At 71.7% G+C, this 9,915-nt stretch carries 9 protein-coding genes; 2 read left to right on the forward strand and 7 right to left on the reverse strand.

Translation table 11 applies throughout. The features are described 5' to 3' along the window. Positions 1-312: 312 nt before the first annotated feature. Complete coding sequence (locus tag ACZ6C1_RS37810) at positions 313-1,320, reverse strand: stage II sporulation protein M (RefSeq protein ID WP_469247593.1); 1,008 nt, start codon at positions 1,318-1,320, stop codon at positions 313-315. A gap of 117 nt (positions 1,321-1,437) precedes the next feature. Between ACZ6C1_RS37810 and ACZ6C1_RS37815 the strand changes: the two genes are divergently transcribed. Next, positions 1,438-2,382 carry an RDD family protein gene (locus ACZ6C1_RS37815; RefSeq protein ID WP_469247594.1) on the forward strand — a complete coding sequence of 315 codons (945 nt, stop codon included), beginning with the start codon at positions 1,438-1,440 and terminating at the stop codon, positions 2,380-2,382. Between the two features lie 20 nt (positions 2,383-2,402). Here the strand turns inward: ACZ6C1_RS37815 and ACZ6C1_RS37820 are convergent, their stop codons facing one another. Then, complete coding sequence (locus tag ACZ6C1_RS37820; RefSeq protein ID WP_469247595.1) at positions 2,403-3,047, reverse strand: hypothetical protein; 645 nt, start codon at positions 3,045-3,047, stop codon at positions 2,403-2,405. Positions 3,048-3,186: 139 nt separating this feature from the next. Next, complete coding sequence (ahcY, locus tag ACZ6C1_RS37825; RefSeq protein ID WP_469247596.1) at positions 3,187-4,644, reverse strand: adenosylhomocysteinase; 1,458 nt, start codon at positions 4,642-4,644, stop codon at positions 3,187-3,189. A 377-nt stretch (positions 4,645-5,021) separates the two neighbouring features. On the opposite strand from ahcY, the gene lepB reads away from it, so the two are divergent. Then, positions 5,022-5,672, forward strand: coding sequence for a signal peptidase I (gene lepB, locus ACZ6C1_RS37830; protein WP_469247597.1), 651 nt, complete (start codon positions 5,022-5,024; stop codon positions 5,670-5,672). A 64-nt stretch (positions 5,673-5,736) separates the two neighbouring features. Here the strand turns inward: lepB and ACZ6C1_RS37835 are convergent, their stop codons facing one another. The 4 genes from ACZ6C1_RS37835 to ACZ6C1_RS37850 form a co-directional block, all read right to left on the reverse strand. After that, positions 5,737-6,672: a cation diffusion facilitator family transporter gene (locus ACZ6C1_RS37835; protein ID WP_469247598.1), complete on the reverse strand. Its 936-nt coding sequence runs from the start codon at positions 6,670-6,672 to the stop codon at positions 5,737-5,739. A gap of 96 nt (positions 6,673-6,768) precedes the next feature. Beyond that, the gene (manA, locus tag ACZ6C1_RS37840) at positions 6,769-7,935 is read right to left on the reverse strand and encodes a mannose-6-phosphate isomerase, class I (protein WP_469247599.1); all 1,167 of its coding nucleotides are present in this window, start codon (positions 7,933-7,935) and stop codon (positions 6,769-6,771) included. 67 nt (positions 7,936-8,002) lie between these two features. Beyond that, positions 8,003-9,256: an SIS domain-containing protein gene (locus ACZ6C1_RS37845; RefSeq protein ID WP_469247600.1), complete on the reverse strand. Its 1,254-nt coding sequence runs from the start codon at positions 9,254-9,256 to the stop codon at positions 8,003-8,005. 198 nt (positions 9,257-9,454) lie between these two features. Continuing rightward, positions 9,455-9,637, reverse strand: coding sequence for a Trm112 family protein (locus tag ACZ6C1_RS37850; protein ID WP_469247601.1), 183 nt, complete (start codon positions 9,635-9,637; stop codon positions 9,455-9,457). Between the last annotated feature and the right edge of the window lie 278 nt (positions 9,638-9,915).

Below are 9,915 nucleotides of genomic sequence, written 5' to 3' on the forward strand. Positions count from 1 at the left end.
TACCAGATCCTTTTTCCGTTCCGTTCCCGGTTCGGATTCTGTTTCCGGTGGCCGTTGGAGGGCCTTTGCCTTTCGGCTGATCCGACTTTATCAGAATCATTTCCGCCGAGCTAATCGGCGTTCGTGATTCGATGAGGAATCGGAGTGGCTCCGTGGAATTCAATTCCGACCGGAGCGAGAGAGACTCTAACCGTTCGCACTCGAACCTGTCCAGTCCGAGGCAACCGTTCTAATCTACCTCCCCACATCACCCGTGTCAACGGGTCTTGTGGGCGAAGAGGAGACTAGCAGGTCAGTGGGGGTGCTCGCACATCAGGCGGCGGTGGGCAGGTCCGCGCTGCGGCCGGCGCTCTCGACGTCGCCCGTTTCGCCTGCTCTGGCCGCACGGCCGCCGAGGACGTACACGTAAGCGAGAAATGCCGCCTCGGCGGCGATGCCGATGGTCACGCGGGCCCAGGTCGGCAGGCCCGAAGGGGTGACGAAGCCTTCGATCACGCCCGAGACGAAGAGGACCAGCGCCAGGCCGAGGGCCATGCCGAGGGCTGCACGGCCCTGCTGGGCCAGGGCGGTCCGGCGGGGCTGAGGACCGGGGTCGATGAGTGTCCAGCCGAGTCGGAGACCGGTGCCGGCGGCGACGAAGACGGCGGTGAGTTCCAGCAGGCCGTGCGGGAGAACGAGACCGAGGAAGGTGTCGAGGCGGCCGGCCGAGGACATCAGGCCGATGCCGACGCCCAGGTTGAGCATGTTGAGGAAGAGGATCCACAGCACCGGGACGCAGAGAAACGCGCCCAGGACCAGGCACATGGCGGCTGCCTGCGCATTGTTCGTCCAGACCTGGGCGGCGAAGGAGGCTGCCGGGTGACTGGAGTAGTAGGTCTCGTACTCGCCGCCCGGCCGGGTCATCTGCCGGAGCTCGTCGGGCGCCGCGATGGAGGACTGGACCTCCGGGTGGGTGCCGATCCACCAGCCGATGACCGCGGCCAGGAGCGTGGAAAGGACGGCCGTGGGGATCCACCAGTGGCGTGAGCGGTAGACCGCCGCGGGGAACCCGGCGGTGAGGAACCGGACGGCGTCGCGCCAGGAGGCGCGGCGGGTGCCCGTCACCGTGGCGCGTGCGCGGGCGACCAGCTGGGTGAGCCGGGCCGTGAGCATGGGATCGGGTGCACTGGACTGGAGGAGGGAGAGGTGCGTGGCGGTGCGCTGGTAGAGCGAGACCAGTTCGTCGGCCTCGGCCCCGGTGAGGTGGCGGCCGCGTCCCAGGAGGTGGTCCAGGCGGTCCCACTCGGCTCGGTGGGCGGTGACGTAGACGTCGAGGTCCATGATCGGCTGCTGCTCCAGGCACTGGTGCGTACGGTTCGTCCTACGGCGGCGCGCTGATGGTCAGCTTGGCAGACTGGCGTTCGGAGGGTCCGGGAAGGTCCGAGAAGGGTGGGCGCTGTGAGCGGGGTTGTGACGGGCGACGCGGTCGTACTCGGCTTGCAGCCGGCGAGGCTGCCGAGCCGGGCGCTGGCGCTTGCCATCGATCTTGTCGTGGTCTGGGCCGCGTACCTGCTGATATCGGTGGGGCTGGCGATAGCCACCGCCTCTCTGGACGAAGCGGCTGTCACGGCCGTGTCGATCGCGAGCTTCGTGCTCGTGCTGGTGGGCGCGCCGATAGCGGTGGAAACGCTCAGCCACGGGCGGTCGCTGGGCAAGCTGGCGTGCGGGTTGCGGGTGGTGCGGGACGACGGGGGGCCGATCCGGTTCCGGCACGCGCTGGTGCGGGGGGCGATGGGGGTCGTCGAGATCCTGATGACGTTCGGCGTCGTGGCGTGCATCGCGTCGCTGGTGTCGGCGCGCGGGCGGCGGCTCGGCGATGTGTTCGCCGGGGCGCTTGTCGTGCGTGAGCGGGTCCCGGCGGCGCGGGGGACGGCGGTTCCGCCTCCGCCGCCCTGGTTGGTCGGGCGTTTCGCGCAGCTGGACCTGTCGGCGGTGCCGGACGACCTGTGGCTGGCGATACGCCAGTACCTGACGCGGATGCGGCAGCTCGACGCCGGGGTGGGGCGGGCGCTCGCGGAGCGGCTGGCCGACGATCTGGTGGCCAGGACGGGTACGCCTCCGCCGCCGGGAGTGCCTGCGGCGGACTTCCTGGCCGCGGTGGTGAACGAGCGGCAGGCGCGGGACGCCCGGCGCGCGTTCGCCCCGGGGACCGGCGGGGCTCAGGCCGGTGCCCCGGTGGTGGCCGCACCGATGGGGGCCCCGCAGGTCGCACCGGTGGTGGCTGCTCCGGTGGTCGAGGCTGCGGCCCCGGATCCGGTTGTGCGCAGTGGCGGGGCCGCGGTGGGCGGGAGTTCCGCGAAGGGGAGTGCGCCGCCTGCCACCGGGTTCGCTCCGCCCGCGTAGGGCGGTCGGGGGGCTTCCGGTCAGCGGAAGACCGACGGCGGGGTCTCGAGGTCCTCGAGCTCGATGCCGGGGGCCGCGAGGACCACGTCGCCGGCGATGTGGACTGTGTGCTGTTCGCCCGTGTCGAGGGCGTTGACCTGGTATTCGTCCACGGTCAGGGGGCCGTTGTCAGTGGGGTGCGCTTCACTCTTCACCAGGGCCCACGACTGGTCGACCGTGCGGGGTGCGAGGACCGGGTCCGTGAAGGCGACGAGGCGGACTCGGGTGGGGGCGGAAGCGGGGGTGAGGCGCAGCAGGCGGGATGTCGCGACGAGGAACGCCGGGGATGTGCCGGTGAAGGCGTGGGCGCGCACATTGCCTTCCGTGGCGTGTGTACCGGTGGGGTCGGTGCGGACCCAGGTGACGCCGTCGAGGGCGGCGCCTCTGACCTGCCAGTCGGCGGCGTGGAGTTCGAGTCGGATGGGGCGGCCGAGGTCGTCGAGGGTGAGGTCGACGGAGCCGACGACTGTGCCTTTCCGGGGGGCGCCGCCAGGCCCAGGGCCGGAGGGGGTGGTGATCTGGGAGACGTAGCGCCAGCCGGAGGGGCCGGGTGCGCAGTTGAAGTGCTCTTCACCGAGGGGGGTGTGATCGTGCGGATCATGGAGCGAATAACGGCCGCGGGGCATGGGTCCTCGGGTCCTCGGGATCGGCGGTAGGGGCTCGCCAGGGACGGGGCAGGCCCCCGGCACGGGGGTGCGGGGGCCTGCCTGGTACCAGCTTGCCGCTTACCGGCTGCTGCGGACGTGCGTCAGTGCACGGGCGCCGTCAGTAGCGGTAGTGGTCGGGCTTGTAGGGGCCTTCGACCTGGACGCCGATGTAGGCGGCCTGCTCAGGGCGGAGCGTCGTGAGCTTCACGCCGAGCGCGTCGAGGTGCAGGCGGGCGACCTTCTCGTCGAGGTGCTTGGGCAGCACGTAGACGTCGGTCGGGTACTCCTCGGGCTTGGTGAACAGCTCGATCTGGGCCAGGGTCTGGTCCGCGAAGCTGTTGGACATCACGAACGAGGGGTGACCGGTGGCGTTGCCCAGGTTGAGCAGGCGGCCCTCCGACAGCACGATGATCTTCTTGCCGTCGGGGAAGGTCCAGGTGTGGACCTGCGGCTTGACCTCGTCCTTGACGATGCCGGGGATCTTGGCCAGGCCGGCCATGTCGATCTCGTTGTCGAAGTGGCCGATGTTTCCGACGATGGCCTGGTGCTTCATCTTGGCCATGTCGGAGGCCATGATGATGTCCTTGTTGCCGGTGGTGGTGATGAAGATGTCGGCCTGGCCGATGACCTCGTCGAGGGTGGTGACCTGGTAGCCGTCCATCGCCGCCTGGAGCGCGCAGATCGGGTCGATCTCGGTGACGATCACGCGGGCGCCCTGGCCACGGAGGGACTCCGCGCAGCCCTTGCCGACGTCGCCGTAGCCGCAGACGACCGCGACCTTGCCGCCGATGAGGACGTCGGTGGCGCGGTTGATGCCGTCGACGAGCGAGTGGCGGCAGCCGTACTTGTTGTCGAACTTCGACTTGGTGACGGCGTCGTTGACGTTGATCGCCGGGAACAGCAGCGTGCCGTCGCGGTGCATCTCGTACAGACGGTGGACACCCGTCGTGGTCTCCTCCGTGACTCCACGGATCTCGGAGGCGAGGAGGGTCCACTTCTGCGGGTTCTCGGTGAGGGTGCGGTTGAGGAGACGGAGGATGTGGCCGTACTCCTCGCTGTCCGCGGTGGACGGGTCCGGGGCCTCTCCGGCCTTCTCGAACTCGACGCCCTTGTGGACCAGGAGGGTGGCGTCACCACCGTCGTCCAGGATCATGTTCGGGCCGCCGGTGGGCGTGTTCGGCCAGGTCAGCGCCTGCTCGGTGCACCACCAGTACTCCTCCAGCGTCTCGCCCTTCCAGGCGAAGACCGGGACGCCCTGAGGGTTGTCCGGGGTGCCGTCGGGGCCGACCGCGATGGCGGCGGCGGCGTGGTCCTGGGTGGAGAAGATGTTGCAGGACGCCCAGCGGACCTGCGCGCCGAGGGCGACCAGGGTCTCGATGAGCACGGCGGTCTGCACGGTCATGTGCAGGGAGCCGGTGATCCGGGCGCCGGCGAGCGGCTGGGCCTCAGCGTACTCCTTGCGGATCGCCATCAGGCCCGGCATCTCGTGCTCGGCGAGGGTGATCTCCTTGCGGCCGAACTCGGCCAGGGAGAGATCGGCGACCTTGAAGTCCTGTCGGTTGGCGACAGTCGTCATTTCGAGCTGCTCCTCGTGTTGGGTCGAGGGTGGGTACGGCTGGCTCTGCGAGGTAGCTGGGCACAAGCATGCCCGGTACCCGCAGTGCAGTCGTCGGAGGCCCTCTCTCCCTCGGCCGGTCCGTCATGGACCGCCCGACCGCCATCAGCAGCGACGTCTGGCTCTGGTCACGAATCTACACCGATCGGTCGAGCGGCCTACAGTCCGCCGGCGAATCGGATCCCGATCCGTTCCCGCGGCCGACCGCCGTGAGCGTTCCCCATGGGCGGTTTCGGTGGGCGGTTTCGGTGGGCGGTTTCGTGGACGCCTCTGGCACTGCGCGGTGAAGGTCGCGATCATGGGCGCTTTGCGGTGTGACCGAGTGAGTAGGGGTGGGGATGAGACCGGGGCGTGGATTGCGGATCGCCGGGTGGGTGCTGGTTCCGCTCGGAGTGGTGGCGCTCGTGGGGTCCTGGGTGGGCTTCGTGGGCGGGTATGCGGGCCACACGATCGCGTCGTCGTCGATGGAACCGACGTACGGCCAGGGCAGTCGGCACTTCTTCGAGAAGATCGGGCCCTCGGACGTGCGGCGGGGGGACGTGGTCGCCTACCGCATGCCGGAGCGGTACCAGGACGGGCTCGTGGTGCAGCGGGTCGTCGGTGTGGGGGGCGACCGGGTCGTCAGTGACGGCACGGGGCTGACTCTGAACGGGGAACCGCTGTCGGAGCCGTACGTCCGGGGCGGGGACGCGGTCGGGGACGGGACCCGGTACGACGTGAGGGTTCCGGAGGGGCGGCTGTTCGTGCTCGGGGACGACCGCGGCAACTCGCGGGACTCGCGCTCCTTCATGGACGAGAGTCCCGGCGGGACGGTGCCGGTGGGCGTGGTGAGCGAGCGCGCCCTGGAGAGCGGGGCCGTGCCGGTGCTGCTCGGTGTGGGGATGGTGGCCGGCGCGGTTTCCCTGGTTGTCGGGGGCGCGCTCGGGCTCGCCGGGTGGGTCACCGGGCGCCGGCCCCGTGCGGGGGCGGGAGCGCGGGCGGGGGTATGAGGGAGGCCCCCATCCCTTGCGGGGTGGGGGCCTCTTTCCGTCAGGAGGCGGGGGCTGCGGGCCGTCAGGAGGCGGGGGCTGCGGGCTTGGTCTCCCGGTAGATGTCCGGCTCCAGGTAGATCACCCGGGCGATCGGCACGGCGGTGCGGATGCGCTCCTCGGCGGAGTCGATGGCGGCCGCGATCTCGGAGGCCGTGTCGTCGTGCTGGACGGCGATCTTCGCGGCGACCAGCAGTTCCTCGGGGCCGAGGTGCAGCGTACGCATGTGGATGATGCCGGTGACGGTGTCGTTGTCGACGAGCGCCTGTTCGATCTTCTTGACCTCGTCGACGCCGGCGGACTCGCCGAGGAGCAGCGACTTGGTCTCGGCGGCGAGGACGATCGCGATCACGATGAGCAGGATGCCGATGCAGAGGGTGCCGATGCCGTCCCAGACGCCGTCGCCGGTGGCGATCGCCAGGCTGACGCCGACGAGGGCGAGGATCAGACCGACCAGCGCGCCGAGGTCCTCCAGGAGGACGACGGGGAGCTCGGGCGCCTTGGCGCGGCGTACGAACTCCTTCCAGGAGAGGCCGCCGCGGATCTCGTTGGATTCCTTGATGGCCGTCCGGAAGGAGAAGGTCTCGGCGATGATCGCGAAGACGAGGACGCCGACCGGCCAGTACCAGGCTTCGATCTCGTGGGGGTGCTTGATCTTCTCGTAGCCCTCGTAGATGGCGAACATGCCACCGACGGAGAAGAGGACGATGGAGACGAGGAAGGCGTAGATGTAACGCTCACGGCCGTAGCCGAAGGGGTGCTGGGGCGTGGCCTCGCGCTGGGCCTTCTTGCCGCCGAGGAGCAGCAGGCCCTGGTTGCCGGAGTCGGCGAGCGAGTGGACGCTCTCGGCGAGCATCGAGGACGAACCACTGAAGAGGAACGCCACGAATTTGGCCACAGCGATCGCTAGGTTCGCGGCGAGCGCCGCCACGATCGCCTTGGTTCCGCCTGACGCGCTCATGCGTGCGGTGTCCTTCCTGGATGCTGCTGGCTACTGGCTGCTGGGGGGTGGTTCGTACGGCGGCACATTGTTGCAGCAGCGGGGACGGGCGGTGCGTCAGGCCACCACTGTGGCACGGAAGACCGTGCCCGTACCGGACAGTTCGGCCTTTTCGCCCGCGGGGATGAAGACGGACTGCCCCGGGGTGAGGGACAGGTCGTTCGTCCGCGGGGTGCCGGAGGTGGCGAGGACGATCTGGGGCGTGTGGGTGGTGAGGTCGACCGGGGTGGCGCCTTCGGCCCTCGCGTAGCGGGAGAGGCGGAATTCGTCGATCGGCGTTTCGTAGACCTCTTCGCCGGAGGGCGATGCCTCCGGGCGCTGAATGCCCGGGTCGTTCGCCTCGAAGCGGACGATCCGCAGGAGTTCGGGGACGTCGACGTGCTTGGGGGTGAGGCCGCAGCGCAGCACGTTGTCGGAGTTGGCCATGATCTCGACGCCGAGACCGCCGAGGTACGCGTGGGGGACACCGGCGCCCAGGTAGAGCGCCTCGCCGGGCTGGAGCCGGACGTGGTTGAGCAGCATGGCGGCGAGGACGCCCGGGTCGCCCGGGAAGTGGTGTGCAAGGACGGCGTACGGGGCGTGGGCGCCGCCGAGACGGTCGCAGGCGGCGGCGGTCTCGGTGACGGTGGCAGCCATGTCGGTGGGGTCGGCGGACAGGACGGCGGTCAGGACCTCGCGGAGGGCGGCGTCCTCGGGGTGGGCGTGGAGGAGGTCGACGTACGGCTTGAGGGAGTCGACTTCGAGCGCGGCGAGGAGTTCGGCGGTGCGGTCGGGGTCGCGGAAGCCGCAGAAGCCCTCGAAGGGGGTGAGGGCGCAGATGAGTTCGGGCTTGTGGTTGGCGTCCTTGTAATTGCGGTGCGGCGCGTCGAGGGGGATGCCGGCGCGTTCCTCGGCGGCGTACCCCTCCTGCGCCTGTGCGAGGTCCGGGTGGACCTGGAGGGAGAGCGGGGCACCGGCCGCGAGGATCTTGAAGAGGAACGGCAGGCGGGGGCCGAACTTGGCGACGGTGGCGGGGCCGAGTTCGCGTTCCGGGTCGGCTTCGATGAGGGCGGACAGCGGTTGTTCCGCCTGTCCTTCGCGGGTGACGCGGGAGGGGGCGCCGGGGTGGGCGCCCATCCACATCTCGGCCTGGGGTTCGCCGGTGGGGGCGACGCCGAGCAGTTCCGGGATGGCCGTCGTGGAGCCCCAGGCGTATGGGCGGACGGTGTTGGAGAGGCGGTCCATGCGTCGTCTTTCCTTGCGTCTTGCTGGCCTTGCGGCGGGGGCTGAGGTCGGGGCCGACGGGCGGGCGTCAGGGGGTGTTGAGACGGGAGGCCAGCGCCAGGTAGACGGCCGCGAAGTCCGTCACCGCGAGCAGCTCCGCGAACCCTTCCAGGTCGGTCGTGCCGTCGCCGGTGCCCCCGCCGGTGGTGGTGCCCCCGCCGGTCGTGCCGCCGCCGGGCGCGCTGTCGCCGGGCGGCGCGCCCTCGCCGGCCGGCGTGCCGTTGTCGGCCGTGGGGTCCTCGGGTTCGAGTTCGCTGATGGTGGTGTCGTGGCTCAGCGCGAGCTCGCGGGCGGCGGGCGCGGCGGTGAGGCCGCCGACGGGGCGGTCGCGGAGCAGGACGACGCGGGCACGCAGGGCTTGCGCCTCCTCGACCCGGTCGCGGAAGAAGTCGTCGGGGTCCGCGCCGCCCGCGAAGTCGCCCGCGAGGAGGCCCTGGTGGGCGGCGAGCGCCTCGGGGAGCTCGGCCGCGAAGGCGGGGCGGCCGGCCAGCTCGGCCAGGACGGCGGCGAACCGGCGGCCGATCGGGGCGGCCGTCGGGCCCTCGGTCCAGACGAGCGGGAGGGAGTCGGCGAGTTCGGCGGCGAGGGTCTTCGCCGGGTTGCTGTACGTGGCGACGGCGGGGCCGCAGCGTTCGGCGGTGCGGTCGAGGCGGTCGGCGACCTTCTGGAGGGTCTCGGCGGGCGCGGCGACGAGGCCGACCCGGTCGAGCAGCGCGAGGAGCGGGGTGAACAGGGCCCACAGGGCGGCGGGGCTCGCCGCCTGGGCCTCCTCGTCGGTCAGCTCGTGCGGGGCGACCGCCATCGGGACGACGAGGCCGTGGGCGCCGTGTACGGCCTCGGCGAGCGGGGCGCGGCGGGGCGCGACGGCGACGACGGTGACGCCGCGGCGGTAGGCCTGCTCGGCGAGCAGGGCGAGGCCGGGTTCGCTGCCGTCCGTGGTGGTGATCAGGAGCAGGTCGACCGGACCGGCCCAGCCGGGGAGTGTCCAGCGGAGGGCGCCGGATGCGGCCGCGACACCGGTGGAGTGCAGGCGGGCCACCGGCGCGGAGGCGCCGGCCAGGGCGGCCACCAGGTCGGCGACGCAGGCGGACGCGGTGCCGGGGCCGGCGATGAGGATGGCTCGGGGCCGCCCCTCCGGGTTCAGCTCGGTGACGCCCGCTTCGGCGGCGTGGCGGGCGGCGGTGCGTACGCGCGCTCCGGCTTCGGCGGCCCCGCGGAGGAGACCTCGGCGGTCGACTCGGGCCAGGGCGTCCGGGTCGTCGAGCAGCGTCTCGTCGAGCATGAGGTGGGGCCTCCGATCGCCGTGCGTGAGTGGTGCGGTTCGGCGCGGCGCCGGTGCGGCGCCCTGTGCGGTGCGCTTCCCGTACGCCGTACTGGTACGCGTTGCGGTTTCCCGTACACGGTGCCGGTACGCGTCGCGGATTCCCGTACGCGATGCCGGTACGCGTCGCGGTTTCCCGTACGCGATGCCGGTACGCCGTCAGGCGGGGCGGCGGGCCTCGTCCACGAGCAGGACCGGGATGTCGTCCCGTACGGGGTAGGCCAGGCCGCAGTCCGTGCCGGTGCAGATCAGCTCGGGGGCCTCGGCTGCCGTGCGGTCGTTGAGCGGGGCGTGGCAGGCCGGGCAGGCGAGGATCTCCAGGAGGTCGGCTTCGAGCGGCATGGGGTGGGTCCCTTCGGGCGGGTGGGGCGGGTGTACGCGGGTGGTGTGTCGTGCTCGCCGTGCGCGCCGAGTGGTACGCGTCGGGCCACGTCAGCCTACCGCCGGGGGGCGGGGGGATGCGGCTTTGGGGGGGGGGGGGGGGTGTTCCCCCCCCCCCCCCCCCCCCCCCCCCCCCCCCCCCCCCCCCCCCCCCCCGCCCCCCCCCCCCCCCCCCCCCCCCGCCCCCCCCCCCCCCCCCCCCCCCCCCCCCCCCCCCCCCCCCCCCCCCCGGGGCCGTC

The organism is Streptomyces sp. NPDC041796, from assembly GCF_055590785.1.